At 39.3% G+C, this 25,916-nt stretch carries 24 protein-coding genes; 12 read left to right on the plus strand and 12 right to left on the minus strand.

What is annotated here, in order from left to right:
• Positions 1 to 58: 58 nt before the first annotated feature.
• The 8 genes from ABT310_RS05740 to ABT310_RS05775 all read right to left on the minus strand — a co-directional run bounded on the left by ABT310_RS05740 (position 59) and on the right by ABT310_RS05775 (position 6,224).
• Positions 59 to 607 (minus strand): carboxymuconolactone decarboxylase family protein, encoded by a 549-nt coding sequence (locus ABT310_RS05740; RefSeq protein ID WP_375325792.1) that lies wholly within the window; start codon positions 605 to 607, stop codon positions 59 to 61.
• Between the two features lie 31 nt (positions 608 to 638).
• Positions 639 to 797 (minus strand): hypothetical protein, encoded by a 159-nt coding sequence (locus ABT310_RS05745; RefSeq protein ID WP_375325793.1) that lies wholly within the window; start codon positions 795 to 797, stop codon positions 639 to 641.
• A gap of 91 nt (positions 798 to 888) precedes the next feature.
• Positions 889 to 1,737 (minus strand): helix-turn-helix domain-containing protein, encoded by an 849-nt coding sequence (locus ABT310_RS05750; protein ID WP_375325794.1) that lies wholly within the window; start codon positions 1,735 to 1,737, stop codon positions 889 to 891.
• Between the two features lie 132 nt (positions 1,738 to 1,869).
• The gene (gene pyk, locus ABT310_RS05755) at positions 1,870 to 3,312 is read right to left on the minus strand and encodes a pyruvate kinase (protein WP_375325795.1); all 1,443 of its coding nucleotides are present in this window, start codon (positions 3,310 to 3,312) and stop codon (positions 1,870 to 1,872) included.
• 2 nt (positions 3,313 to 3,314) lie between these two features.
• Positions 3,315 to 3,785: an IPExxxVDY family protein gene (locus ABT310_RS05760; protein WP_375325796.1), complete on the minus strand. Its 471-nt coding sequence runs from the start codon at positions 3,783 to 3,785 to the stop codon at positions 3,315 to 3,317.
• A gap of 105 nt (positions 3,786 to 3,890) precedes the next feature.
• The gene (rnc, locus tag ABT310_RS05765; RefSeq protein WP_375325797.1) at positions 3,891 to 4,628 is read right to left on the minus strand and encodes a ribonuclease III; all 738 of its coding nucleotides are present in this window, start codon (positions 4,626 to 4,628) and stop codon (positions 3,891 to 3,893) included.
• Positions 4,629 to 4,637: 9 nt separating this feature from the next.
• The gene (fabF, locus tag ABT310_RS05770) at positions 4,638 to 5,888 is read right to left on the minus strand and encodes a beta-ketoacyl-ACP synthase II (RefSeq protein WP_375325798.1); all 1,251 of its coding nucleotides are present in this window, start codon (positions 5,886 to 5,888) and stop codon (positions 4,638 to 4,640) included.
• Between the two features lie 102 nt (positions 5,889 to 5,990).
• Positions 5,991 to 6,224, minus strand: a complete 234-nt coding sequence (locus ABT310_RS05775; RefSeq protein WP_009778413.1) for an acyl carrier protein — start codon at positions 6,222 to 6,224, stop codon at positions 5,991 to 5,993.
• Positions 6,225 to 6,385: 161 nt separating this feature from the next.
• Here ABT310_RS05775 and ABT310_RS05780 point away from each other — a divergent pair, with 161 nt between their 5' ends.
• The 4 genes from ABT310_RS05780 (at position 6,386) to ABT310_RS05795 (ending at position 10,608) form a co-directional block, all read left to right on the plus strand.
• Positions 6,386 to 6,949 (plus strand): phosphoribosylglycinamide formyltransferase, encoded by a 564-nt coding sequence (locus ABT310_RS05780; RefSeq protein WP_375325799.1) that lies wholly within the window; start codon positions 6,386 to 6,388, stop codon positions 6,947 to 6,949.
• Positions 6,949 to 7,584 carry a viroplasmin family protein gene (locus ABT310_RS05785; protein ID WP_375325800.1) on the plus strand — a complete coding sequence of 212 codons (636 nt, stop codon included), beginning with the start codon at positions 6,949 to 6,951 and terminating at the stop codon, positions 7,582 to 7,584. The genes ABT310_RS05780 and ABT310_RS05785 overlap by 1 nt, the downstream gene beginning before the upstream one ends.
• 155 nt (positions 7,585 to 7,739) lie before the next feature.
• Positions 7,740 to 8,666, plus strand: coding sequence for a PfkB family carbohydrate kinase (locus ABT310_RS05790; RefSeq protein WP_375325801.1), 927 nt, complete (start codon positions 7,740 to 7,742; stop codon positions 8,664 to 8,666).
• Positions 8,667 to 8,709: 43 nt separating this feature from the next.
• Entirely contained in the window at positions 8,710 to 10,608 is a 1,899-nt protein-coding gene (locus ABT310_RS05795) for an amidophosphoribosyltransferase (RefSeq protein ID WP_375325802.1), read from the plus strand.
• 658 nt (positions 10,609 to 11,266) lie between these two features.
• Here the strand turns inward: ABT310_RS05795 and ABT310_RS05800 are convergent.
• Complete coding sequence (locus ABT310_RS05800; protein WP_375325803.1) at positions 11,267 to 11,875, minus strand: superoxide dismutase; 609 nt, start codon at positions 11,873 to 11,875, stop codon at positions 11,267 to 11,269.
• Between the two features lie 122 nt (positions 11,876 to 11,997).
• On the opposite strand from ABT310_RS05800, the gene ABT310_RS05805 reads away from it, so the two are divergent.
• The 4 genes from ABT310_RS05805 (at position 11,998) to ABT310_RS05820 (ending at position 20,598) form a co-directional block, all read left to right on the plus strand.
• On the plus strand, positions 11,998 to 15,120 hold the full coding sequence (locus ABT310_RS05805) for a UvrD-helicase domain-containing protein (protein WP_375325804.1): 3,123 nt from the start codon (positions 11,998 to 12,000) through the stop codon (positions 15,118 to 15,120).
• Between the two features lie 11 nt (positions 15,121 to 15,131).
• The gene (gene kbl, locus ABT310_RS05810; RefSeq protein ID WP_375325805.1) at positions 15,132 to 16,325 is read left to right on the plus strand and encodes a glycine C-acetyltransferase; all 1,194 of its coding nucleotides are present in this window, start codon (positions 15,132 to 15,134) and stop codon (positions 16,323 to 16,325) included.
• A gap of 123 nt (positions 16,326 to 16,448) precedes the next feature.
• Entirely contained in the window at positions 16,449 to 17,807 is a 1,359-nt protein-coding gene (locus ABT310_RS05815; protein ID WP_375325806.1) for an OmpA family protein, read from the plus strand.
• A gap of 64 nt (positions 17,808 to 17,871) precedes the next feature.
• The gene (locus ABT310_RS05820) at positions 17,872 to 20,598 is read left to right on the plus strand and encodes a PD-(D/E)XK nuclease family protein (protein ID WP_375325807.1); all 2,727 of its coding nucleotides are present in this window, start codon (positions 17,872 to 17,874) and stop codon (positions 20,596 to 20,598) included.
• Here ABT310_RS05820 and ABT310_RS05825 read toward each other — a convergent pair whose 3' ends face one another.
• Positions 20,599 to 21,309 (minus strand): SDR family oxidoreductase, encoded by a 711-nt coding sequence (locus ABT310_RS05825; RefSeq protein ID WP_375325808.1) that lies wholly within the window; start codon positions 21,307 to 21,309, stop codon positions 20,599 to 20,601.
• 221 nt (positions 21,310 to 21,530) lie between these two features.
• Between ABT310_RS05825 and ABT310_RS05830 the strand changes: the two genes are divergently transcribed.
• From ABT310_RS05830 to ABT310_RS05840, 3 genes are read left to right on the plus strand one after another with little or no spacing between them, the layout of a single operon-like run.
• The gene (locus tag ABT310_RS05830) at positions 21,531 to 22,253 is read left to right on the plus strand and encodes a hypothetical protein (RefSeq protein ID WP_375325809.1); all 723 of its coding nucleotides are present in this window, start codon (positions 21,531 to 21,533) and stop codon (positions 22,251 to 22,253) included.
• 2 nt (positions 22,254 to 22,255) lie between these two features.
• Positions 22,256 to 23,122, plus strand: a complete 867-nt coding sequence (locus ABT310_RS05835; protein ID WP_375326152.1) for an RluA family pseudouridine synthase — start codon at positions 22,256 to 22,258, stop codon at positions 23,120 to 23,122.
• Positions 23,123 to 23,130: 8 nt separating this feature from the next.
• A complete protein-coding gene (locus ABT310_RS05840) occupies positions 23,131 to 23,607 on the plus strand; it encodes a cell division protein (RefSeq protein WP_375325810.1) in 477 nt (158 codons plus the stop codon).
• A 53-nt stretch (positions 23,608 to 23,660) separates the two neighbouring features.
• On the opposite strand, the gene ABT310_RS05845 is transcribed toward ABT310_RS05840, so the two are convergent.
• Together ABT310_RS05845 and ABT310_RS05850 are read right to left on the minus strand one after the other, a co-directional pair.
• The gene (locus ABT310_RS05845; RefSeq protein ID WP_375325811.1) at positions 23,661 to 24,305 is read right to left on the minus strand and encodes a class I SAM-dependent DNA methyltransferase; all 645 of its coding nucleotides are present in this window, start codon (positions 24,303 to 24,305) and stop codon (positions 23,661 to 23,663) included.
• Between the two features lie 28 nt (positions 24,306 to 24,333).
• Positions 24,334 to 25,107, minus strand: coding sequence for a sterol desaturase family protein (locus ABT310_RS05850; protein WP_375325812.1), 774 nt, complete (start codon positions 25,105 to 25,107; stop codon positions 24,334 to 24,336).
• A 113-nt stretch (positions 25,108 to 25,220) separates the two neighbouring features.
• Between ABT310_RS05850 and ABT310_RS05855 the strand changes: the two genes are divergently transcribed.
• Positions 25,221 to 25,835, plus strand: a complete 615-nt coding sequence (locus tag ABT310_RS05855; RefSeq protein ID WP_375325813.1) for a TetR/AcrR family transcriptional regulator — start codon at positions 25,221 to 25,223, stop codon at positions 25,833 to 25,835.
• The last annotated feature ends 81 nt before the right edge of the window (positions 25,836 to 25,916 follow it).

The following is a 25,916-nucleotide window of genomic DNA, read 5'->3' on the forward strand; positions in this document are numbered from 1 at the left end:
TTATGCCCAAACTTGACATAGCATCTCGACTGCGCTCGATGTGACACATAAATCATTGTTAGGCTTCTACAGCCTCCAAAGGCTGTGCCAATGGGAAATCCACAGGAACCTTAGTGGTGCTGTGTACATAGTTGGATATAGTTTTATCCCCAACCAAAACGATGGTGTCGATTAAGTTTTCCTTGGTCCATCCAGCTGCAAAGAAGTTTTCCAATACTTGTTCGTCTGTTGCTCCTCTGTTTTCGGTAATATTTTTGGCCAAACGTGCCAAGGCATCCAATTTTACATCAAAAGAAGCCTTACCGGAACGCAATTCAAGAATTTGCTCCTCGGTAAATCCGTTCATTTTACCAATGGCGGTGTGCGCGGACAAACAATAAATACAATTGTTCACTTGACTCACGGCCAAATTCACCACTTCTTTTTCTTTGGCTTTTAACGAGGTTTTTGCATTGGAAAGACCTAGGTAGTTGCCCAAGGCATTTTCGGAATGTGCGTAAGTGGCAAAAAGGTTTGGGACAAATCCCACTGCGCCTTTAAGGTTATCAAAAATAGCCTGATTGGCCGCACTTACTTCTTCTCTTTTGGGTACATTGATTGTGCTCATAATTATTATGAATTTGAAATTTATATATGGATTAAAAAGTATGTACAAAGGGTTTTTCTGCATCACAGTAGAAATCGTGATGGTAATGTTGCTCACAGTGACCCGAAACCTTTACGGCTTGCAATTTGGTTTTTTGTGATGTTCTAAAAATCTCAATGAGATTAAAAATGGACTTTTCCGTGGGTTTCATCTTTTCTGTTTTTTTTAATTACAGGGCAAAGATGCTGCGGAAAGAGGGGCAAGTGTTAGGAAGGATTTCCCGACGGCTTGTTCAATTTTCCCTAGGCTGCCAAAACCAAGTGTTCTCGGTACTCGGAAGGCGTCATTTGGGTCATTTTTTTGAAGAATCGACTAAAATGGGCAGGGTCGTTAAAGCCCAATTCAAAAGCTATTTCCTGATTTTGCTTGTCGGTAAAATTAATGAGTCGCTTGGCCTCCAAGGCTATTCGTTCTAGAATGATTTGTTGTGGCGATTTTTGATTGTAAATGGAAAATAGGTTGGACAATGTTTTGGGAGATTTGAACAACATTTCCGCATAGTCACTTACTTTTCGTTTGGTTTTGTAATGCATGTCCACCAAAAAATTAAACCTTCGGATAATGTCTATCTGATCATTACCCAATGATTTTACAATGAGTTGTTCCTTGGCCAATCGCGTACTCATAATAATCAATCGCTTCAATAGCATTTGTAACATATCTCCCTGAATGTTGTCTGGGGTAGAAAATTCCTCAATAAACATTTGGTGCAACAAGTTGAACTTGTTTTGTTGGTCTTTGGGGATTGTTATTATTGGAATATCCTGCGTTCCAAAAAATAAGATTCCGTTGCAGGAAACTTCACTATCATGATCGGAAATACAATAGAACTCCCGATTAAAAAGAATGGCCGAAAGTGGTCGTTGCGTTTCTGAGTACGAAACACATTGAAGATAGGTAACCGTAATCATTTGGTTTGGCATCAATTCCAAGTCGATTCCATCGATTTGAACAATCAATGGAGAGTCATTTCGGTTCCATAAAAACTTGATGGTTTTGGATGTAATGGAAAAACGTCCTTGGTCTCTTTTAATATCATCGGTAAAACCTAAAATAGCTCCTAATCTAGCATCTTTGTATTCGTGTTTCATGGGTTGATTGTTCCGTTACAATGCCCTTAGTCACAATTATTTCTGTAGGCTTACACTTCAATCAAATACCAAAAACTAAAAAAAAGGCGCTCAATTACATGAGCGCCTTTTAAAATCTATTCTTTAATCCTGTTAGAAATTACAGGTTTCAATCTGTGTTACTCTTAGGGTGTTTACCATTCCCTTCTCTTTGATAGGCATGGCTGCCAAACTGATCAACATATCCCCCTCTTCCAAGAAGCCCTTTTTACAGGCAATTTGGTTTACATCTTCAATGGTTTGGTCGGTAGATACAAACTTGTCGTAATAGAAAGCCTTAACTCCCCAAAGCAAATTCAATTGGGTAAGGATTCTCTTATTGGAAGTAAATACCAAAATATGGGCCGCTGGTCTCCAGGCTGAAATCTGGAACGCAGTATACCCACTGTTTGTTAATGTAGAAATAGCTCTTGCCTGAATTTCGTTGGCCATCAATGCTGCGTGGTAGCATACCGATTTGGTGATATACCTGTTGGTTCTAATATGTGGTGGTGTTTGTGGCACCTTGATTAAGCTAGAACTTTCTACGCTGGAAACAATGCTTGCCATTTTCTCGATTACTTGAACTGGGTAATTACCTACCGAGGTTTCCCCTGAAAGCATTACCGCATCGGCACCATCCATTACGGAGTTGGCCACGTCGTTCACCTCGGCACGGGTCGGTGTAAGGCTAGTGATCATGGTTTCCATCATTTGAGTGGCAATAATTACTGGAATTCTACCCTTTTTGGCAGCTAATACCAATTGCTTTTGAATCAATGGTACTTCTTGGGCGGGAACTTCCACACCCAAATCTCCACGAGCTACCATAAGTCCGTCTGAAGCCTTTACGATTTCATCAATATTTTCAAGCGCTTCAGGCTTTTCAATTTTTGAAATTACAGGAATCTTATGATCTGTATGTTCCTTGATCAAATTGTGAAGGTCGTACAAATCCTGTGCATGGCGCACAAACGACAATGCAATCCAATCGACATCTTGTCCAATCGCAAAAATGGCATCCTTGATGTCTTTTTTGGTCAATGCGGGCAACGAAATGTTTGTATTTGGAAGGTTTACCCCTTTTTTGGATTTTAATGGCCCTCCTTGAATTACGGTTGCTTGAACTTCATTTTCACCGTTCGTGGATTTTACCTCGAAGATCAATTTACCATCATCCAAAAGAATACGCTCACCTGCTTTTACATCTTTTGGAAAGTTTTGGTAGTTCATATACACGCGCTCAGCAGTACCTTCAAATGGGTCGCCAGTTACGAAAGTTACGGTATCGCCAGGGGCAACAATTACTTCTCCGCCCATAACTCCAACACGAAGCTTAGGACCTTGGAGGTCGGCAAGTATTGCAGTGTTAACTTCCAACTCTTCATTTAATTCCCTGATCATTTTAATTCGTTCGGCAACATCTTCATAGGAAGCGTGGGAGAAGTTGATACGGAAAACATCCACACCTGCCCTGATCATTTCCTTTAGGACTTCTTTTTTACTGGTGGCTGGGCCTAAGGTTGCTACAATTTTTGTCTTCTTTCTAGTTGGCATTGTTAAAAGATTAAATTTCTTTTTGATTTTAAGTTTTGAGTTTCCAATGGATACGCGGTTATTACCTTGGGTATCTGGTTGATGTATTTAATTTTTTGCGAAAATAATGAATCGTCCGAAGATTCTACTTTTAAAAAGTAATCCACTTCCTTTCTTTCTTTTATGAGATGATTTGTGGTAACATTTACATCGTTCCCAAAGAGTCCATCCGAAGGAATTACCTCTTCTACCACACATTTGTTGGCAATGAGCGTCCAATAGACATCATTCATCCCATCATCCCAATCAAACACAGAAAAAGACAGGTTTTCACTCAAACACAGGTCCTTTTTCATGCGTTTTAAATACAATCCGCATTGGAAATTAATGGCATAAGTTAGGGCGTAATCTTGCAAATCACTATGAATTGCGATGAGTTTGAAACTATCATCATACAAATCTGCCGAAATCTTATGCGTCGTATACGTTCCCATAACACGAAAGGTAAATATAGGCCTATTCCTATTGACTGCCTAGTTAATACAACAGAATACACTTCTAAATAAAACGAAAACGTTTGAATTTACCATAATTTAAAATTACTGGTTTTCAATCTTACTTTGAAGTGCAAAATAGGCTCTTTTGGAAGCCTTTTCTTCGGCCTTCTTTTTAGAAGTTGCCCTTGCTTTTGCCATTAAACGATCACCGATGGTGAGTTTTACCGCAAAATGTTTGAGTTCATCCTTTCCGGTGTCCTCATACACATTATAGTTGAAAGGCTTTTTCTGTTTTTGGCACCACTCGATCACCAAACTTTTGTAACTGATGACTTTCCCTTCCAACTGTTCAATATCCACATACGGCTCAATCACACGATCTTGGATAAATTTTTCGCAATATGCATACCCCCTATCTAAATATATGGCCCCTATTAAGGCTTCGAACACATTTCCGTGGATATTTTCACCAAAATGGGTCTTTGGAATTCTACTTTCCACATACTTCAAAAGACCCAAATCCTTACCCAATTCGTTCAAGTGTTTTCTACTTACCACTTTGGACCTCATCTTGGTCAAATAGCCCTCATCTCCCTCCGGCACTTCGTTATACAAGTGCATTGAGATGATGGTTCCCAACATGGAGTCTCCCAAAAATTCCAAACGCTCATAGTTCATCGGGTTGCCTTTGGCATCCTTTTTATTCATGGATCGATGAAGAAATGCGGTTTTGTAGACTTTAAGGTCTTTGGGTTTAAACCCTAGAATCCTTTTCATTCCCCAAAAAAAATCCCCATCCGTGTTCGGATGGGAATTGAATATTTTTGAGGTAAGCTTCATGTTACAAAACTACCCTAATTTTTTGAATAGTACACAAGCATTGTGTCCTCCAAAGCCAAAAGTATTGCTCATGACCACGTTTACCTCTCGCTCTTGAGCTTTGTTCAAGGTAAGGTTTAAGGATGGATCAATGTTTTCATCAACCACGGTATGGTTAATGGTTGGCGGAACCATACTATGTTCCATGGCCAAAATGGAGGCTATGGCTTCAATGGCTCCTGCAGCGCCCAACAAGTGTCCGGTCATGGATTTTGTTGAGTTAATGTTGATATTTGGAGCATGTGCGCCAAACACCTTGGAAATCGCTTTCAACTCTGCAACATCACCTAATGGAGTAGAGGTTCCGTGGGTATTGATGGCGTCTACATCTTCTGGTTGTAATCCCGCGTTTTGCAAACAGTTTTCCATCACCTTTACCACACCAATTCCTTCAGGATGTGGAGCAGTCATATGGTAGGCATCACTGGAAAGTCCACCTCCCAATACTTCAGCATATATTTTGGCCCCTCTGGCCTTGGCATGTTCGTATTCTTCCAGGATCAAAGCACCTGCTCCTTCACCCAATACAAAACCGTCACGGGTGGCATCAAATGGTCTGGATGCAGTTTCAGGACTTTCATTTCTGGTAGAGAGTGCATGCATGGCGTTAAAACCACCCATACCCGCAATGGTAACCGCTGCTTCACTACCTCCGGTCACAATTACATCGCAATGTCCCAAACGAATATAGTTTAAGGCATCAATCATGGCATTGGCCGAAGATGCACAGGCGGAAACGGTAGTATAATTAGGCCCCATAAATCCATGTTTGATGGAAATGTTGCCAGGAGCGATATCCGCAATCATCTTTGGGATAAAGAAAGGATTAAAGCGTGGCGTGCCATCACCTTGGGCATACCCGATCACTTCATTTTGAAAAGTTTCCAATCCACCAATTCCTGCACCCCATACAACTCCTACCCTGAACTTGTCCACAACGTCCAAGTCGATTCCAGAGTCTGCAATGGCCTCATCTGAGGACACTAGGGCATATTGGGCGAATCTATCCAGTTTTCTGGCTTCTTTTCTATCAAAAAAATCGCCTGGGTCGTACCCTTTTAACTCACAGGCAAACTTGGTCTTGAACTTTTCAGTATCGAAATACGTAATGGGGGCAGAACCGCTCTTACCGGTCCGTAGTCCTTCCCAATAAGCTTCCAAATTGTTACCTATGGGTGTTAACGCACCCATTCCGGTAACTACAACTCGCTTTAACTGCATTGAACTATTTTTTTTACCCTTTAGACGTTAATTATAAAAAAAATTATCCATGCGATAACAACCACATGGATAATTTTTAATCTTTAGCGATATATCATATAATTACTTAGCTTCTTCTATATAGCTAATGGCTTGACCCACAGTGGCAATATTCTCTGCTTGGTCATCTGGTATTTGAATATCAAATTCTTTCTCAAACTCCATGATAAGTTCAACAGTGTCCAAGGAATCCGCTCCTAAATCGTTGGTAAAGCTAGCTTCTGCTACAACTTCATTCTCATCAACGCCTAGTTTATCAACAATGATAGCCTTTACTCTTGATGCAATGTCTGACATAATTATTGTGGTTTTAAAAATTTAATCGTTGGCAAAAATATAAAACTTTGGATTAAATACACTATTTGTCGTTAAAATGTGCTCCAAATAAAGCTTCTTAAGTTTCCGTATCTTAATTTAGCTCCCGAAAGTTAAACCAAAATCCCTTGATTTCCTAGCGGATGAAACGAATTGTAATCTTTGCCTCTGGAAGTGGCTCCAATGCAGAAAATATCATCAAGTATTTTGGTGAATTCAATGATATTGAGGTTGTTGCCGTACTTACCAATAAAAGCACCGCCAAAGTTTTGGAGCGCTGTGATCTTTTGCAAGTGCCTGCTTTTTACTTTAATAAAACGGCATTCAAAAATTCTGATGCTGTGGTAAACTTTTTAACAAGCATGCAGACCGATTTAGTGGTACTCGCCGGCTTTTTGTGGAAAATCCCCTCTAATATTATAGATACGTTCCCAAACAAGATCATTAACATTCACCCTGCACTTTTACCCAAATATGGTGGAAAAGGAATGTATGGAGACAAAGTGCATCAAGCGGTAAAGGACAATCATGAGACCGAAACGGGCATTACCATTCATTATGTAAACGAGAATTATGATGAGGGTGCCATCATCTTTCAGGCTAAAACTATGGTTACAGTTTCGGATGACGCCGATAGCATTGCCCAAAAAGTGCACCAATTGGAATATGAGCATTTTCCTAAGGTGATAGAAAAACTCCTGTCCTAATGGCCAAAAAGAATAAGTTTTATGTGGTATGGCAGGGCAAGCACCCCGGAATTTTTGAATCCTGGGCCGATTGCAAAGCTCAAATAGAAGGTTTCAAGGGGGCACAATATAAATCGTTCGCCACTTTTGCCGAAGCCAAAAAAGCATTCAACGGCAATTATTTGGAATATAAAGGAAAGTCCAAGGGAAAATCAGAGCTTTCCCAAGAAGAGCTCCTCAAAATAGGAGATCCCAATTACAACTCCATTGCGGTGGATGCGGCATCAAGCGGAAATCCCGGCAAAATGGAATACCGTGGCGTGGACACCAAAACCAAAAAAGTGCTTTTTCATCAAGGTCCGTTTGAAAAGGGCACCAGCAATGTGGGCGAATTTTTGGCCTTGGTTCATGGACTGGCCTTCCTCAAACAAAAAAAGAGCAATCGAATCCTCTATTCCGATTCAAGAATAGCTATAGGATGGGTGAGGAAAGGTAAATGTGGGACCAAATTGGAAAAGTCCGCTAAAAATGCCGTGCTTTTTGAACTTATCGAACGCGCCGAAGCTTGGTTAAAAAATAATAGATACACAACCCCCATTGTAAAATGGGAGACCAAAGCATGGGGCGAAATCCCTGCTGATTTTGGAAGGAAATAGATCTTAGAATTAAGATGTAAAATATTTGTTGGAGGACTTGTTCTTGAACTTCAGTTAGCACTTCAACTCGCTTTTAACCTTTGTTTTTCTTAAATCCTTTGTTAATGATTCCAATATGGAATATCAAAGCGTATATTTGCAGCAAAAATTAGGTAATGGGCAATTTACTGATCGTGGGGACCATGGCATTCGATGCTATTGAAACACCGTTCGGAAAAACAGGCAGAATCTTGGGGGGTGCAGGTACCTTTATTGGTTTGGCCGCATCGCAATTCAACGTAAAATCAGCCATTGTATCTGTAGTAGGTGACGATTTTCCGCAATCCTATATGGATATTCTCCTTAAAAAGAACATAGATTTATCTGGAGTAGAAGTTGTAAAAGGAGGTAAAACCTTTTTCTGGGAAGGCAAATACCACAACGATTTGAATTCTCGTGATACCTTGGCCACCGAATTGAACACCTTGGCAGATTTTAATCCCGTTGTGCCCGCCGACTTTACCAACGCAGAGATTGTAATGCTGGGGAATCTTCATCCGAACATTCAGTTGAGTGTAATTAATCAGATGGAAACCCGACCAAAGCTCATTATACTGGATACGATGAATTTTTGGATGGACCATGCTTGGGATGAGCTGATGAACGTAATTTCCAAAATCGATGTACTTACCATTAATGATGAAGAGGCACGACAACTGACCAAAGAATATTCATTGGTAAAGGCAGCGGCCAAAATTCAGAAAATGGGACCAAGATATGTGGTGATCAAAAAAGGGGAGCATGGAGCACTTTTGTTCCACAGGGAAAATATATTCTTCGCCCCGGCCCTTCCTTTGGAAGAAGTTTTTGATCCAACTGGTGCAGGAGACACTTTTGCTGGTGGCTTTGCAGGGTATTTGGCCGAAGCAGGATATGTTTCTTTTGAAAGCATGAAAAATGCGATCATCCATGGATCTAATCTGGCTTCGTTCTGCGTAGAAAAATTTGGAACCGAACGCATGGTAGACCTGCAAAAAGATGAGGTCGAGGCCCGATTGGAGCAATTTAAAGAATTGACACAGTTCAATATAGAATTAACGTAAATTTGCGCCCTGAATTTTCGGGGCTTTTTTTATTTGGTTTGTTATGAGTGACGCTATTAAGCACGAATGCGGAATATCACTGATCCGTTTGCTTAAACCTCTAGAGTATTACAAGGAAAAATACGGTACGGCCTTTTATGGGGTAAACAAAATGTACCTATTGATGGAGAAACAGCATAACCGTGGTCAGGATGGCGCCGGTTTTGCCAGTATAAAAATGGATATGAATCCGGGTGAACGGTACATGAGCAGGGTTCGATCTGCCAACCAACAACCTATTCAAGATATTTTTGACCAAATCAATTCCCGAATCAACACTGCCTTGGCCGAAAATCCAGGCCATGACGATGATGTGGCTTGGCAAAAAAAGAACATCCCCTATATCGGGGAACTTTTAATGGGTCATGTTAGGTACGGTACTTTTGGAAAGAACAGTATTGAGAGCGTACACCCTTTTTTAAGACAGAACAACTGGATGCACCGTAACCTCATCGTTGCCGGTAACTTTAACATGACGAATGTTGATGAGTTATTTGGCAATTTGGTGGAATTGGGACAGCACCCTAAAGAAATGGCAGACACAGTAACCGTGATGGAAAAAATCGGTCACTTTTTAGATGATGCCGTAGCTAAGCTGTACAAACAGATCAAAAAAGAAGGTTACAGTAAAAGAGAAGCTTCTCCCATAATTGCCGAACGTTTGAATGTCGCCAAAATATTGAAAAAAGCATCCAAAAACTGGGATGGCGGTTACACTATGGGTGGCCTTTTGGGGCATGGAGATGCTTTTGTGATGAGAGATCCTGCAGGAATCCGACCAGCCTATTATTATAAAGATGACGAAGTAGTCGTAGTGGCTTCCGAGCGTCCCGTGATCCAAACAGTTTTCAATGTAAAGTTTGACGAGGTAAAAGAATTGGACCCGGGCCATGCCGTGATTATAAAGAAAAATGGTTCTGTTGCACTAAAGGAGATTTTAGAGCCTACCGAACGTAAAGCCTGTTCGTTTGAGCGCATTTACTTCTCAAGAGGTAGTGACAAAGAAATCTATCAGGAAAGAAAAAAATTGGGGAAATTGGTGTTCCCGCAAATTTTGGAATCCATTGATGGAGATTTGCAAAACTCCGTATTCTCCTATATACCCAATACGGCCGAGACTTCCTTTTTTGGAATGGTAAAAGAGGCCCAGAATTACCTCAACAAGAAAAAAGAGGAGCAAATTCTAGAATTGGGGCCAAGTATCACCCGCGAACAACTTCACAACATATTGGCGGTTCGACCGCGAATTGAAAAAGTTGCCATTAAAGATGCAAAGCTTAGAACCTTTATCACCCAAGATAGCAGTCGGGATGATTTGGTGGCACACGTTTATGATATTTCGTACGGTTCCGTAAAACCAAACGATAACTTAGTGATCATAGATGATAGTATTGTTCGTGGCACCACTTTAAAGCGAAGCATTCTTAAAATTTTGGATCGATTAAATCCTAAAAAGATTGTAGTGGTTTCTTCTGCGCCTCAGATTCGCTATCCGGATTGTTATGGTATCGATATGGCAAAACTGGAAGACTTTGTTGCCTTTAAAGCTGCTCAAGCTCTTCATGAAGATCATGGAACCACGCATAAGATCAAAGAGATTTACGAAAAGTGTTTGGCACAGGTAAAATCTAAAGATAAAGACGTGGTGAACTATGTGAAAGAATTCTACGAACCGTTTACCCCTGAACAGATTTCTAAAAAGATTGGCGAGATTTTATGTCCTGAAGAAATCAAGGCTGAGGTAGAGATTATTTATCAAAGTGTAGAAGCTCTTCACAAGGCTTGTCCGAAAAATCTTGGAGATTGGTACTTCACTGGAGATTACCCTACTCCAGGCGGTAACAGAGTGGTTAACAAGGCATTCATCAACTTCTTCGAAGGTAAGAACGAAAGAGCATATTAACATTTACTGGCCTACGGCTGACCAATCCATGCAGTTCATCGATGAATCCTGTAGATTGGCGGCTTTTTATACAACGGCATTTACACCATTATACTTTAGTATTTGCCATAGCATAAGTAGGTTAAGTTCATGGTAAGATTTGGGGCAAAAAAGGTGGAAGCTATTCCACCTTTTTTATTTTCCACTAGTTCCAAACCTAAAAATCTGCTTCTTTATTTCCTTTCACAATCATTATTAAACAGATTTGAACACTTCAACCAATTTCGAGGACTTTCATCCGAAAACTTGTTTTTCAAAATACCTCTTGCCTTACATTTGGAGGACCATAGCATAAGTAGGTTAAGTTCATGGTAAGATTTGGGGAAAGAAGGCGGAGATCACTCCGCCTTCTTTATGTTTGACTACCAAGGATTTAAGAATTTTATCGATGAACTGCATGTTTTCATTTTCCTACATAAATCAAAAATTTATCTAAAAGCCTTTGTTATTTTACACAATACCAGTATTTTAGTCTCGCCATAGCATAAGTAGGTTAAGTTTATGGTAAGATTTGGGACGAAAAGGGTGAGGGCTTCCTCACCCTTTTCTATTTTATATAACGAAACAAAAAAGCCCCGCATAACATGCGGGGCTTTTTCAACTATCAGAATGAATTCATTTATTTACCAGCCTCATAGTTTTCAGCAACCTTTTCCCAATTAATTACATTGAAAAATGCTGAAATATAGTCTGGTCTTCTATTTTGATAGTTTAAGTAATATGCGTGCTCCCAAACATCCAATCCTAAAATTGGAGTTCCACCACAGCCGATTCCGGGCATAATGGGGTTATCTTGGTTTGGCGTAGAACAAATATCTACTTTACCTCCTTCGTGCACACACAACCAAGCCCAACCAGAACCAAATTGAGTAGCAGCGGCAGCGGCAAACTTTTCCTTAAAAGCATCAAAAGAACCAAAAGCAGCGTCAATGGCAGCAGCCAAATCCCCGGTTGGGGCACCGCCACCGTTTGGAGACATTACTTCCCAAAACAAGCAGTGGTTAAAGTAACCCCCTCCATTGTTTCTAACTGCTCCGTTGGACATGTCCAATCCTGAAAGGATGTCCTCAATGCTTTTTCCCTCAAGGTCGGTCCCTTCTATGGCAGCATTAAGTTTGGTAGTGTATCCGTTATGATGCTTGGTATGGTGAATCTCCATGGTCCTTGCATCTATATTTGGTTCCAATGCATCGTATGCATACGGTAAATTTGGTAATTCAAAAGCCATAATTGTTTTGTTTTTTTAGTTATTACTGAATTCATGTAAAAATACGAGTTTTAACATTTATATTCCGCTAAAAGCATGTTAACATCATGTGAGGAATCCTTATTTTGCATGAAAATCCTCTTTTGAACGATTCCCACTTTAAAATATACAGTGCTTCAGCAGGTTCGGGCAAAACCTACGCCTTGGCCAAGACGTATATTAAATTGTTATTGTTCAACGATTCTCCAAACAAGTTCAGGCAAATTTTGGCCATCACTTTTACCAATAAAGCGGTGGACGAAATGAAAACTCGGGTCTTGGAAAACCTCTATGATTTTGCCCAAGAAAAAGAGCAAAGAAAACACAATGGCCTGTTTCTGCAACTCTGTGAAGAACTTCAAATATCGGAAGAGCAACTTCAAAAAAGAGCAAAAGTGGTGCTGAAACGGATTTTGCACAATTACTCTTTCTTTGAAATATCAACCATTGATAAGTTTAACCACAAAATCATAAAGACCTTTGCTCGGGACCTCCATCTTTCCCAAAATTTTGAGGTGGAGCTCAACACCGATTTATTGTTGGAAGAAGCTGTGGGCCGGTTACTGGACCGTGCAGGAAATGACGAGGAACTCACCGAAGTTCTAATCACCTTTTCTTTAGAAAAGATTGATGACGACAAAAGCTGGAACATCGCCTACGATTTGGTCGAAATTGGCAAGTTGCTTTTTCAGGAGAACCATGCCGAACATATTGCTTCGTTGAGCGATAAATCTATAGGAGATTTTCAAGAAATTCAAGATAAGCTTACTCAACAAGTAAAAGAAATTGAGGAAAAGGTGGTTCAAAGGTCTCAAAATGTTTTACAGGAGATACAGCAGCTAGGCTTTGAAATGTCTGATTTTCCTAGTGGAACTCTTCCAAATCATTTTTTAAAAATATCGGATGGCTTTTTTAATGCTGGAAAACTATACGGAAACAAGCTTGAAGAAAATCTTAGGGAGAACAAAAAGATTCTTTACGCCAAAGATAAAAGAGACTCATCTAGTTTGTCTTCTTTTATTTTAGAGCAATTTTTGACAATAAAAAACAATATTTGGCAACTTGTTTACCTAAAGAATATCTATAAAAACATTGTCCCGCTTACTGTGCTGAACGAAATCGCCAAAGAAATCAAGAACATAGAACTGGAGCGCGATATTATTCCCATTTCTTCCCTTAATGCCATTTTGAGCAATGAAATCAAAGACCAACCCGTACCGTTCATTTATGAACGCATGGGTGAAAAATACCGACATTATTTTATAGATGAGTTCCAGGATACCTCCAAAATGCAATGGGATAATTTGGTGCCCCTCATCGGAAATGCCTTAGAAAGTGAGGATGAAAGAAACGAACGCGGCTCCCTGTTTTTGGTAGGGGATGTGAAACAGGCCATATACCGTTGGCGAGGCGGCAGGGCCGAACAATTTTTAGACCTTATAAATGGGAAATCCCGACCATTTGCAATTTCACCCAGCATTCGCTCCTTGGATACGAACTGGAGGAGTTTTGATGAAATCGTAAGCTTCAACAACAGCTTTTTTACTACAGTGGCTCCGGTTTTGCAAAATGAAGATTACCGCAACCTGTTTTTGAACGATTCACATCAAAAAACCAACAACAAACCGGGTGGATTTGTTCAAATATCCTTTTTGGATAATAATGCGGAGGAAAAGGACGAATTGTATTGTGGCCACGTTTTAAATTCTATTGAAGAGCTTAGGTCTAACAACCACAACTACGCCGACATTTGTGTATTGGTGCGCGACAATAAAAAAGGGGTACTCGTTGCCGACTTTTTGGCCCAGAAACACATTCCGATAATTTCTTCGGATGCTTTGTTGTTGAACAAAAACGAAAAGGTAATTTTCTTGATTTCCATTCTTCGAATTTTTGAGAATCTTCAAGATCGTGAAGCTGCTTATCTTATATTATCCTATTTAAGTAAGGAAAATGCCAGTAAACACGATTTTATCTCAAAACATTTAGGAACCATTGCCCAAATTCTTAAAAACGAATACGATTTTGATATAAATCAGCTAAAAGGCAAATCAGTTTTGCAAATTTTGGAGCGGGCTATAATTCAATTTGAATTAGGGCATGACTCTATTGCCCATATTTCATTTCTAATGGATGAAGTGTTGGATTTGGAAAAAAAGGAAGGCCCAAGTGTTTATGCCTTTTTAAAATATTGGGAAGTGAAAAAGGACAGTCTTTCTATTGCTGCGCCAGACGGGGTAAACGCCGTGAGCATTATGACCATCCACAAAGCGAAAGGATTGGAATTTCCATTTGTAATTTTCCCATTTGCCAATGCAGTGTTGGACGATAAACGAAAGAAAAAGAAAGCTTGGGTACCAGCCACTGAAAAAGAGGAAGAATTGGGATTGGATCATTTCCTCATCAATTACACTAAAGATATGTTGGAATACAATCCTGTGGCACAACATATTTATAGGGTAGAGGAACAAAAAACCTTATTGGATTCTATGAACGTGCTTTATGTGGCACTCACAAGACCCGTGAAAGGACTTTATGTGATTTCTGAAACCGCCAATGAAGTGAATAGCGAAGAACATGCAACTTCCTACTCCCAATTGTTTCAATATTTTCTAAAGCAACAAAATATTCCAGAAAAAGAGGACAACACTTATGTGATTGGTGAATTCCCTTATGCAGATGATGCAACTTCATCAACTGATTCAACACACAATCACATTAAATATGTCACCCGACCAAAAGGGGATGATGGTTATGCCATTTCCACCAAATCAGGGAGATTATGGGACAATGAACGCTTGGAAGCCATTGAAATGGGAAATTTGGTGCATTTTGCGTTGAGTCAGATCAAAACAAAAGACGATGTTACCCCCGTTTTGGAAAAATTGGAAATGGCCGGGCATTTTCCAAATGTTTCTGAAGGATCCATCAAACAGAAAATATTGCAGGTGGTGAACCATCCCGATTTAGCTCTTTATTTCTCGGACCAATATCAAATTTTGAACGAACAGGAAATCCTTTTAAAAGATGGTCAATCGCTTCGTCCGGACAGGATTGCCATTTCGGGAAATGAAGCTGTTATCATTGATTATAAAACTGGAAAATCATCACCTTTGCACAAAGAACAAATCACGCATTATGCGGATGTATTGAAAGACATGGGCTTCACCATCAAAAAGTCCATTATTGTTTATATTGACCAAAATATTAATACCGTTTTCGTTTAAACCTAATATATATGTACGGAAAGATTAAAGAGCATTTAGCTAAAGAATTGGAAGCCATTGAAGAAGCTGGGCTTTATAAAAAAGAACGTATCATTACTTCTCCCCAAGGAGCAGTCATCAAAATTTCTACAGGTGAGGAAGTCATTAATTTCTGTGCCAACAACTATTTGGGTCTTTCCTCCCATCCCGATGTGATTCAAGCGGCAAAAGATGCTATGGACACCCATGGTTTTGGTATGTCATCCGTTCGGTTTATTTGCGGAACCCAAGACATTCACAAGGAATTGGAGCAAAAAATCGCTGATTTCTATGGTACCGAAGATACCATTTTATATGCTGCGGCCTTCGATGCCAACGGTGGTGTTTTTGAGCCGTTATTGACAGCAGAAGATGCTATTATTTCCGATTCACTTAACCATGCTTCGATTATTGATGGAGTTCGTTTGTGCAAGGCCAAGCGCTACCGTTATGCAAACAACGACATGGCAGATTTAGAAACCCAATTAAAGCAAAGTGTTGAAGATGGCGCCCGTTTTAAAATTATCGTGACCGATGGGGTATTCTCCATGGACGGATTGGTAGCCCCTTTGGATAAAATCTGTGATTTAGCAGATAAATACGATGCCATGGTAATGATCGATGAGTGCCATGCCGCAGGATTTATTGGTGAAACCGGCCGAGGCACCTTGGAAGAGAAAGGCGTTATGGACCGTATCGACATTATTACAGGAACATTGGGTAAAGCCTTGGGTGGTGCCATGGGTGGTTACACTACAGGTAAAAAAGAAATCATTGAGATTTTGCGTCAACGCTCCAGACCTTATTTGTTTTCCAATTCCCTTGCACCGGCCATTGTCGGCGCATCAATTAAGGTGTTCGAAATGTTGGACAAGGATACTACCTTAAGGGATAAGTTGGAAAGCAACACGGCTTATTTCAAAAAAGGAATGAAAGAAGCCGGTTTTGATATTATTGATGGAGATTCAGCGATTGTTCCTGTTATGCTATATGATGCAAAGATTTCGCAGCAAATGGCAGATAGGTTACTCGAAGAAGGCATTTATGTAATTGGGTTCTTTTATCCGGTTGTTCCTAAAGAAAAAGCAAGAATTAGAGTACAACTTTCAGCCGCTCATGAAAAAGAACATTTGGATAAAGCCATAAAAGCCTTTACCAAAGTAGGAAAATCGTTAAATCTCATCTAATTTCGATGAAATGCAGCAATTTTAAAGGCAAATGAGCTAAAAAAAAAGAATTTTAGATTTTGTTAATAAGTCTTAACAACTTACATTTGCTGCTGATAAACACTTAAACTTAAAATTTTGAGCATGAAACATCTTAGCAAATTATTGGTTGTTGCCCTTATCTTTGTTGGGTTCAACAGCATCCAAGCGCAAGACGAGGATAACCCATGGCAGGTTAGCATCGGGGTAAATGCCATCGACGCATACCCAACCAATGATAGTAACAATCCTTTTTCAAGTACTACATTGTTCGATGAGTATTTCAATGTATCTGACCACTGGAACATTTTGCCTTCTGTATCTTACGTAGCTGTTTCCAAATACATTGGTGATGGTTTCTCCGTAGGTGCTAGAGGTTCCTTGAACAGAATCGAAAAACTTGGTGACTTCGAAGTTGACGATTTGTCTCACTACGCTATCGATGGTACCATCAAGTACAACATCCTTAAGAAAACAACTATCGATCCTTTCGTAGAGATTGGTGGTGGTTATACTTGGATTGATGAAATTGGTGCCGGTACTGTAAATGGTGGCGTTGGTGTTAACTTCTGGTTCTCTGATAACCTTGGTTTGACATTACAAACTCAATACAAGCACTCCTTTGAGGACTATTTGATCACTCACTTCCAACACTTAGCTGGTATCAGCATTAAGTTTGGTGGTACTGATACTGACGGTGATGGTATCTATGACAAATACGATGCATGTCCAGAAGTAGCTGGTCTTGAAGAATTCAACGGATGTCCTGATACTGACGGTGACGGAATCGAAGATTCTAAAGATGCTTGTCCTAACGAAGCTGGTCCTGCTGAATTGAACGGTTGTCCTGATTCTGACGGTGACGGAGTTGCTGATAAAGATGATGCTTGTCCTAACACTCCTGGTCTTGCTGAACTAGCTGGTTGTCCAGATGCTGACGGTGACGGAGTTGCTGATAAAGATGATGAATGTCCTAACGAAGCTGGTCCTGCTGAAAACAAAGGATGCCCATGGCCTGATACTGACGGTGACGGTGTACTTGACAAAGACGATCAGTGTCCAGAAGTTGCTGGTACTGTAGCTAACAACGGTTGTCCTGAAGTAACTGAAGAAGTTCAAAAACAATTGAACGACTACGCTAGAACAATCTTGTTCGATACTGGTAAATCTTCTATCAAAGCAGAGTCTACTTCTGTAATGGTTGACATCATCCAAATCTTGAACGAGTACCCAACTTCTAAATTTACAGTAGAGGGTCACACGGATAGTGTTGGTAGCGAAAGCTTGAACCAAAAACTTTCTGAAGAAAGAGCCAACTCTGTTAGAGATTTCTTGATTGACAAAGGAATCGGTGCTGATAGACTAACTGCTATCGGTTACGGTGAGGCTAAGCCAATCGCCACTAACAACACAAGAGCTGGTAGAGCAGAAAACAGACGAGTTGAAATCAACTTGATCAAATAATAAAGGAAACAAAGTTTTCTAGAAAAAGGCTCCGCAAATGCGGGGCCTTTTTTATTTTTAGTCCATGCATAAAACTTTTCTAGAACATGTAGTGCAGGACCTCGCCGATAAAAATGTCGACAACACTAATTGCACCTTTGTTTTGCCCAGCAAACGCTCGGGAACCTTTCTAAAAAAGATTATTGCAAAAAGGGAAGGAAGAACCATTTTCAGCCCTATTACCCAATCCATTCAGGAATTTATAACGGATATTTCAGGATTAAGAACTGCTCCTAATATAGATTTACTGCTTCTGCTTTTTGAAGTTTATAAAAAATCGCCCATAGCCCAACACGACGATTTTGGTTCGTTTATGAAATGGGGACAAACCCTCCTATCCGATTTCAATGATATCGATGGATATTTGATTCCGGCCCACGACATTCTAAATTATCTATCGGCCATCAAGGAAATCAACCACTGGTCCCTCAAAAAAGATAAAACCGAACTGATTGAAAATTATCTTCAATTATGGGGTAACCTAGAAAGCATTTATAATGAATTCTATGGGCAATTAATTTCAAGGCAATTGGGGTATCAAGGGTTAATTCAGCGCGAGGCCGTAAAAAAACTCGAAGAAGGTCAAATTGAATCTGAAACTACCCTCGTTTTTGTTGGCTTTAATGCCCTGAACAATGCAGAATCCAAAATAATCCAACACTTTTTAGAACAAGGTAGCGCGCATGTGTATTGGGATATCGATTCCTATTTTTTAGAAGACCCCATTCACGACGCAGGCCTATTTATCAGAAATTATAAGCGAACCTGGCCCTTTTACAATCGTGGAAACACAATAAATTCTCAAAATAACTTTCTTCAACCTAAAAACATTAACATCACGGGAGTTCCCAAGAACATTTCCCAAACCAAATTTGTTGGGCACCTATTGGAAAAATTAGCGGAAGAAAACCAAAATCAAGTAGAAAACACTGCGCTTGTTTTGGCTGATGAAACCTTGTTGAACCCTATGCTCAATGCAGTTCCCAAACACATTCATGAGGTTAACATAACCATGGGACTGCCGTTAAACCAAACGGTTTTGTACTCTTTCTTCTTAAACTATCTGGACCTTACTTTGAACAAAACGGGAAGAGGATGGTTTCATAAACACGTTTTGGAATTTATCTCCAATCCCTATACCATTACTCTATCAGAGATAGCCGATAACAATTTTGCGCATCAATTGGCATCGGACATTAAGGAAGGGAATTGGCTTTATATTGACGAGAACATACTTTCCAAATATTCGGATGAGCATGAGGTATTACAGCATATTTTTCCAACAGAAGAGGTGCTGCCATTACCTTGGATTGATCACTGTTTAATTTTTATTGAGCACCTTAAAACTCATTTTCAGCAGCAGCGGAATGCACTTGAGCTCGAATACCTATATCGGTTTTACGCCCTGTTCAATCAGTTAAAACTGTTCTTGAACAAGGTAGATTTTATGGAAGATTTAAAATCCATTAAAAGCTTGTACAAGCAACTGGCTGGTATGGAAAACTTGGATTTTATAGGGGAGCCATTAACAGGATTTCAGATTATGGGTATGTTGGAGAGCAGAAACCTCGATTTTGAAACCGTAATCATAACTTCGGTGAATGAAGGAATTTTGCCCTCGGGAAAATCGAACAATTCTTTTATTCCTTTTGATGTAAAACGTGATTTTGGTTTGCCCACTTATAAAGAAAAAGATGCCATCTACGTGTATCATTTTTATCGACTTCTCCAACGGGCCAAAAACATTTTTCTAGTCTATAACACAGAGCCCGATGTTTTGGAGGGCGGTGAAAAAAGCAGGCTCATTTCACAATTACTAACCGACGAAAACCTTAAACCATATATCAACCATTCCATTGCCGCTCCAGAGGTAGCCATTGAACCGAAACCGTTGCTTCAAGTAGAAAAAAGCGAGCTTTTGTTGGAGGATATCAAACAATTTGCAACCGCTGGTTTTTCACCAACCTCACTGACCAACTATATTAAAAATCCCATTGATTTTTACACGAGAAACATTTTAAAAATCAATGATTTGGATGAAGTGGAGGAAAATATTGCAGCCAATACCTTTGGCACCATTATTCACGATAGCCTGGAGCAGCTCTACACGCCCCTCATCAAACAGATTTTGACTGAAGACCACTTAAAAGCCTTACAAAAGCAAGTACCCGAGGTGGTACAACATCATTTTCAATTGCACCTTTCCGGAGTCGATTTTACTAAAGGGAAATTTCTATTGGTCTATAATGTGATAAAAAAATACCTCAATAATTTCTTGGAGGATGAACTAAAGCAGGTAAAACGACATGAGATCAGAATATTGGCCTTAGAAGAACGCTATGAGAAATTTATTACGGTACCCGGTCTTGATTTTCCCATTAAACTGAAAGGAACCTTGGACCGCGTGGACGAATTCGATGGAACCGTAAGAATTATCGATTATAAAACAGGTAAGGTAGAGGCCAAAAATGTGAAAATAACGGATTGGGAAACGTTGATTACGGATTACGATAAGAGCAAGGCGTTCCAACTACTTTGCTATGCCTATCTCTATGCCAAAAAACATGGTATTACCGAAGTGCAGGCTGGCATCATCTCCTTTAAAAACCTGAGTCAAGGTTTGTTCCCGTTTTCAGAAGACAAGAATACCCGAATTAATTCGGATACTCTTGCAACTTTTGAAAATTACCTTTTTCAACTAATACGGGAAATTTGCAATACTGCTGTTCCCTTAACAGAAAAAGTTGATTAATTACTTCAAATCTGGACGCGTAGGACGTACTTCAATTTTACTTGGCAATGTACGTGGGTGCATGGTGAGCAAATCCACCACAAGCTTTCCTATGTCCTCAGGTTGTATTTTCCAAGCATCTTGTTCCGATGGTTCGTGATCATTAAAATGACTAGCAACAGAACCAGGCATAATTGTGGTTACTTTGATGTTATATTTTCTAAGATCTAACATGGCTGCTTGTGTAAAACCGACTACCCCAAATTTCGTAGCGTTGTAACCCGCTGCGGTTGGGAAAAAGTTCGTGCCCGCCAAACTGGCCAAAGTCATGTAGTACCCTTCCGATTCTTTTAAAGCTTCCACTGATGCTTTTAAGGTGTGGAACACGCCATTTAAATTGGTGTCTATCATTTGATGCCAATCTTTATCCGACATTTCATCAATGGGGGCAAATTTACCTACCCCGGCATTGGCCATGACCACGTCCAATTGTCCGAAAGTCGCAAGAATTTGATCTACCGCATTTTTTTCATCTTGCAATTTAGAGACGTTGGAGACCAAACCTAAAACGCGTTCACCATCTCCCAAGTTTTTAACGGCCCAATCTACCCCCTCTTGACTCCTGCCACTAATGGCAACTTTCATGCCCTGCTCTAACAAACTTTCTGCGATTCCAAAACCAATTCCCTTGGTTCCGCCCGTGATATATGCAACTTTTCCTTCTAAACTCATTTTAATTTGTTTTGAAGTAAAGTTCAAAAAAGCATAAGCCAAAAACAAGAAATCCATCCTAAAGGATGGTTAATGTTTGCATTAGCAAAATTAATTCGATTTCAATCAAAAAACACTACATTTAAGACATAACCAACAGATAATAAATAGGTTAATCTATTTTTTAAGCCAAAACACCCGCCAACCTCATGATCCTATTCTTTCGAAAAATTCGACACTATTTGTTAAGTGAAAATAAATTAAGTAAATATTTGATGTACGCCTTTGGCGAAATTGTTTTGGTAGTTATTGGAATATTAATTGCCCTGAGCATTAATTCTTGGGACAGCAATAGAAAAACCCAAAATGACATTTTGAACTATCGTGTAAAAATCATTAAAGAGTTGGAGGAAAATGCGAAGATTGTTGATTACTACATAAATAATAATGACACTTTAATCCAACAGAGCGAAAGAACACAGCGCATTCTCAACTTTAGGAACATTGATTCATTAAAATACCTCCCTGAAGTATTAGGGGCCACCGCAACGGCTTGGAAAACTGAATTAACATTCCCAATAATAGACCAGTTTATGGAAATTAATTTGCTCAAACATATAGACAATGATACTACCCAATTATACTTTAAATACTTAAAAACGCTACGTGAAGGTATTCTTGACAATAACACTTACGTTAACAACCAATATGCAAATAGCATTGAGCCAATAATTATAAAACACGTTAATTATAGCAGAACGGCTTTACCACAATACAGAGCAAACTTCGTTGTTGGTGGACCAAATGTAGATTATGAAAGTTTATTTGATAATTTAGAATTATGGAATGTGGTCATATTAAAACATGAGACTTTGGTACTGACAAATTTTGTCTTAAAGCGATTAAAAGAGTTTTTAGAAAAAATGGCAATATATCTAAAGCGGACGGACAAAGAAATTTTTTAAAAATAACTTGTAAAAAAACCCATATCGTCCCCGACAACATATCTCCACAACGACTGCAGGAGTATGGCGTAGGAATTTTTAAGGCTCTACCTACCAAATCGGCACTGAAAAAAGCATTAAAGAAAAATTACATTACTGTAAATGGATTCATGGCTACCACAGCCACAATGATTACAGGCGGAGAACGTATTTTCTTGACTGTTCCAGAAAAAATTCCACCTAAAAAGCAACTCCTATTCCCTCTCAAGGTTTTGTTTGAAGATGAGCATTTGGCCGCCATTCACAAACCAGCAGGCATAGAAGTGAGTGGCAACAAATTCAAGACCATAACCAATGCTTTGCCTCAAAACCTAGAACCCAGCTCCCTTTCGGATGCTACTCTACCTCAACCTGTCCACCGATTGGACTATGCCACAACAGGAGTTGTTCTGGTAGGAAAAACAAACAGTAGCATCCGCGCATTAAATCAGATGTTTGAAGAGAAAGTCATTACAAAAACCTATTACGCTATTACCATAGGTAATATGGAAGCAAATGGAACTATCAACTCTGAAATTGATGGTAAACCTTCCCAATCTGTGTTTAAAGTGGTTCAATCTGTGCCCTCGAAACGGTTTGGACAACTCAACTTAGTGAAATTAAATCCCAAAACAGGTCGTAGACATCAATTGCGAAAACATCTGCATAGTTTGGGAAATCCCATTTTAGGTGATCGGGAATATTTTTTGAAGGGTTTACTTTTAAATGGAAAAGGATTGTATTTGCATGCTTATGCATTGGAGTTTGAACACCCATTTACTCACGAAATCATCTGCTTAACAGATGAACTTCCAGATAAATTTGGAAAGATATTTGATGTTAAAAAATAAAAGCAAATATGCCCCGAATTGAATTAAAGACAGAAATCAAGGCTGATTTGGAAATAGTGTTTGACTTATCTCGGAGCGTGGACCTACATAAAATTTCTACCGAGCACACCAAGGAAACAGCAATTGAGGGTAAAACTAGTGGTCTTTTGGGGTTAAATGACAAAGTTACCTGGCGAGCCAAACATCTTGGTATTTACCAAAACCTCACGTCAAAAATCACAGAATTTAATCGACCTAACTATTTTGTTGATGAAATGATGAGTGGTGCTTTCAAGAGCTTCAAACATGAGCATCACTTTTCCCAGTGGGGAGCAGAAACATTAATGATTGACATTTTTGATTACATATCGCCTTTGGGAATTTTAGGTCGATTAGCTGACAAACTGTTTTTAAAAAAATATATGGCTGATTTACTTCAAAAACGAAACCAGACCATTAAAGAGTTTGCCGAATCTAATAAATGGAAACAGATTGTTATAAAATAAAAAAGCACCTTCAATAAAAGGTGCTTTTATAATTTTGATAGGGCAAACCCATATTAATTTCCGTTCCTTCTTTTTTTGGCAAAAAGAATAGTGTGCATTTCCAATAAGTTCTCGGACTTTTTATATTTCTTTTCAAATTCATTACTAATTATGAAGCCGTTTCTTTCAAGTTGTCTCTTGATCCAATGACCATCATGATAATAGAAATATAATCTATCCCCTTGTTTTCCATAAATATACCCTGAACCCTCAGCTTTGCCCGAGACGAAACTCAAATAAAAAGTTCCGCCTTCCTCCAATAAACCACAGCAATCCGATAGCAGCTTTGAGCAATCCGCCTGTGATAAATATGGAATGGTAAATCCACAAACAATGGCGTCAAAGGTGCCTTTTAGATGAGCGATTTTACGGCAATCCATAACCTGAAAATTGGCTTCTGGAATATTCTTTTTGGCCAGCGTTATCATATTTTCGGAAATATCGATGGCTTCAATTTTAAAATCAGGCCTTCTTTTTACGATAAATTGAGTAATGTTCCCAGGGCCACAGCCTATTTCCAAAATGGATGCACCCTTCTTTTTTATTGTTTTGCAGAAATCATCATACGTATCATTGTATAGGTCCAAACCCAAAAACTTATCCGCATACTCTTGAGCAATTTTGTTCCAAGTCGCAGTTTTTTCTTTGTGGCTACTCATCCTGTACCGTAATATTATTTTGGCTTAATTATGACTCCTTGGAAATGTCCTTAAAAAGAAGCATGTCCTTCACCTTGGCAGAAGCTCCATGATAAAAGCCAGTTTCGTGCTTGTATTCCTTAGGATTTTTGAATGTCCCGAAAATAATATCGTACAACGCTATTCCTGCATAATTATGGGCATGTACACCCTTTGCATGGTGAATGGTATGAGATTCTGGGCGTTGAATCAAATAGCCAATCCATGTCGGAGTCTTTATGTTACTATGCTGAAAAATACTCAGAAAAGTTGTTGTTAAAATAATCAAAGTTGTTGCTTCTGGCGTAAAACCAGTTACAAGTACAAGACAAATACTGCTAAGAATGATCCAACCTATCATGTCCAGTGGACTAAAGTAAAAGGCCCCATAACTATCCAAACGTTCCGCACTATGGTGCATCTGGTGCATACTTTTCCAAAGGAAATTACTATTGTGCATGGTTCTGTGCCATACATATTCACCAAGTTCATAGACCATTACACCTACAAATGCTCCCCAACCTGTTCCCAAACCGGTTAGGTCAAAGATTTGATACTCCGCAAAATATCCATCCCATATTATGGGCAAATAGGAAGAAAGAAAAAAGAAGAATACAAAGGCTATGATGCCGCGTAGCTTCCAAAACTTAACATGCGGTAGTTTTCTTGCAGGAAAAACAGCTTCCCATAGCATTAAACCTCCATACATTCCAAATATGATGTAGGAGATTGGATTAAAAATCAACTCAAAGGGAGTTGGTAATTGTGAAATAAAATTTTCCATAATTGATTCATTTTTTGATGATTAATTGTTTTTTATAACCGACTAGTTGGTGCAAATATAAAATTTAATGCAAACATACCAACTAGTTTGTTTAGTTTTTTTACTTTTAACCTATGGCAAGAAGTGGAAAACCAACTCGTGATAAAATTTTGGCCGAGTCCAAGGACTTAGTTTTTCAATATGGATTCTCTGGTACGAGCATTGATCAGATTTTGGAAAAAACGGGAATCACCAAAGGAGCATTCTTCTATCATTTTAAGACGAAAAGTGCCTTGGCAAAAGCATTGATTGACGAATTCGCCCTTGAGGACATTCATCATATGAACGAAGCGCTGATAAAAACCGAGAACTTGAACGGAGATTCCTTGAACCGTCTTTTACAGTTTGTTCAAGTATTTATTGATACAATGTCCGGTCTTGGTGATCCGTACAGCTGTCTTTATGCATCCTATCTTTATGAACCCAACCAATTTGATCAAGATATTTTAGATCAGATTACAGGTACACTGCTCCAATGGAGAAGAACAATGGAAAAACTGATCAATGATGTCCTGGGGGAATACGAGCCTCGAATGGAGGTGGACGTTCAATCTTTAGCAGACCATATTCTTGTGATTTTTGAAGGGGCATTCATAGTATCCAAGGGGTACAAAGGAAAAGATCTTACTGCGGACCACCTCAGGCATTTAAAAAATTACTTTGAACTCCTCTTTATAAAGAAGAAATAATCAAGTTACTCTCAAACAACAGCATAAAAAAAGCACCCCATTTGTGAGGTACTTTTACAATTTTGGTGGAGAATACTGGAT

The organism is Flagellimonas cixiensis (genome assembly GCF_042134615.1).
Classification (GTDB): Bacteria; Bacteroidota; Bacteroidia; order Flavobacteriales; family Flavobacteriaceae; genus Flagellimonas; species Flagellimonas cixiensis.

Excerpts from the sequence above, each read along its gene's own strand:
- ABT310_RS05740 (WP_375325792.1), bottom strand. The coding sequence starts at position 607 with ATGAGCACAATCAATGTACCCAAAAGAGAAGAAGTAAGTGCGGCCAAT.
- ABT310_RS05745 (WP_375325793.1), bottom strand. The coding sequence starts at position 797 with ATGAAACCCACGGAAAAGTCCATTTTTAATCTCATTGAGATTTTTAGA.
- ABT310_RS05750 (WP_375325794.1), bottom strand. The coding sequence starts at position 1,737 with ATGAAACACGAATACAAAGATGCTAGATTAGGAGCTATTTTAGGTTTT.
- pyk (WP_375325795.1), bottom strand. The coding sequence starts at position 3,312 with ATGCCAACTAGAAAGAAGACAAAAATTGTAGCAACCTTAGGCCCAGCC.
- ABT310_RS05760 (WP_375325796.1), bottom strand. The coding sequence starts at position 3,785 with ATGGGAACGTATACGACGCATAAGATTTCGGCAGATTTGTATGATGAT.
- rnc (WP_375325797.1), bottom strand. The coding sequence starts at position 4,628 with ATGAAGCTTACCTCAAAAATATTCAATTCCCATCCGAACACGGATGGG.
- fabF (WP_375325798.1), bottom strand. The coding sequence starts at position 5,888 with ATGCAGTTAAAGCGAGTTGTAGTTACCGGAATGGGTGCGTTAACACCC.
- ABT310_RS05775 (WP_009778413.1), bottom strand. The coding sequence starts at position 6,224 with ATGTCAGACATTGCATCAAGAGTAAAGGCTATCATTGTTGATAAACTA.
- ABT310_RS05780 (WP_375325799.1), top strand. The coding sequence starts at position 6,386 with ATGAAACGAATTGTAATCTTTGCCTCTGGAAGTGGCTCCAATGCAGAA.
- ABT310_RS05785 (WP_375325800.1), top strand. The coding sequence starts at position 6,949 with ATGGCCAAAAAGAATAAGTTTTATGTGGTATGGCAGGGCAAGCACCCC.
- ABT310_RS05790 (WP_375325801.1), top strand. The coding sequence starts at position 7,740 with ATGGGCAATTTACTGATCGTGGGGACCATGGCATTCGATGCTATTGAA.
- ABT310_RS05795 (WP_375325802.1), top strand. The coding sequence starts at position 8,710 with ATGAGTGACGCTATTAAGCACGAATGCGGAATATCACTGATCCGTTTG.
- ABT310_RS05800 (WP_375325803.1), bottom strand. The coding sequence starts at position 11,875 with ATGGCTTTTGAATTACCAAATTTACCGTATGCATACGATGCATTGGAA.
- kbl (WP_375325805.1), top strand. The coding sequence starts at position 15,132 with ATGTACGGAAAGATTAAAGAGCATTTAGCTAAAGAATTGGAAGCCATT.
- ABT310_RS05815 (WP_375325806.1), top strand. The coding sequence starts at position 16,449 with ATGAAACATCTTAGCAAATTATTGGTTGTTGCCCTTATCTTTGTTGGG.
- ABT310_RS05820 (WP_375325807.1), top strand. The coding sequence starts at position 17,872 with ATGCATAAAACTTTTCTAGAACATGTAGTGCAGGACCTCGCCGATAAA.
- ABT310_RS05825 (WP_375325808.1), bottom strand. The coding sequence starts at position 21,309 with ATGAGTTTAGAAGGAAAAGTTGCATATATCACGGGCGGAACCAAGGGA.
- ABT310_RS05840 (WP_375325810.1), top strand. The coding sequence starts at position 23,131 with ATGCCCCGAATTGAATTAAAGACAGAAATCAAGGCTGATTTGGAAATA.
- ABT310_RS05845 (WP_375325811.1), bottom strand. The coding sequence starts at position 24,305 with ATGAGTAGCCACAAAGAAAAAACTGCGACTTGGAACAAAATTGCTCAA.
- ABT310_RS05850 (WP_375325812.1), bottom strand. The coding sequence starts at position 25,107 with ATGGAAAATTTTATTTCACAATTACCAACTCCCTTTGAGTTGATTTTT.
- ABT310_RS05855 (WP_375325813.1), top strand. The coding sequence starts at position 25,221 with ATGGCAAGAAGTGGAAAACCAACTCGTGATAAAATTTTGGCCGAGTCC.